Origin of the sequence: Pseudomonas sp. Pseusp97 (genome assembly GCF_047304025.1) — a bacterium.
Lineage (GTDB): Bacteria > Pseudomonadota > Gammaproteobacteria > Pseudomonadales > Pseudomonadaceae > Pseudomonas.
The window spans coordinates 1-263 of the sequence record NZ_JBGLYK010000549.1 but is presented as its reverse complement, the minus strand read 5'-3'; the positions used below and the strand labels follow the sequence as shown (position 1 = coordinate 263).

Annotated in this window: 1 protein-coding gene; it reads left to right on the top strand. The window is 67.7% G+C overall.

Going from position 1 to position 263, the window contains the following annotated elements:
- The coding region (locus tag ACCC94_RS30290) for a thiamine pyrophosphate-dependent enzyme (protein WP_413353244.1) at positions 1-247 on the top strand (247 nt) is incomplete at its 5' end.
- Positions 248-263: the final 16 nt, after the last annotated feature.

Below are 263 nucleotides of genomic sequence, written 5' to 3'. Positions count from 1 at the left end.
CGGCCACTCCATGAGCGATCCCGCCAAGTACCGCACGCGCGACGAGGTCGACGAGATGCGCAAGACGCGCGACCCCATCGACCATTTCCGCGCCAAGCTGGAGAAGGCGGGCTACGGCGACGAGGCCACGCTCAAGGCGCTGGACGGCGAGGTGAAGAAGATCGTCGCCGAGGCCGCCGAATTCGCGCGCACCGCGCCCGAGCCGGATCCGTCCGAGCTCTATACCGACGTCTATCTCGAGGCCTGATCGCGCGCATGACCGA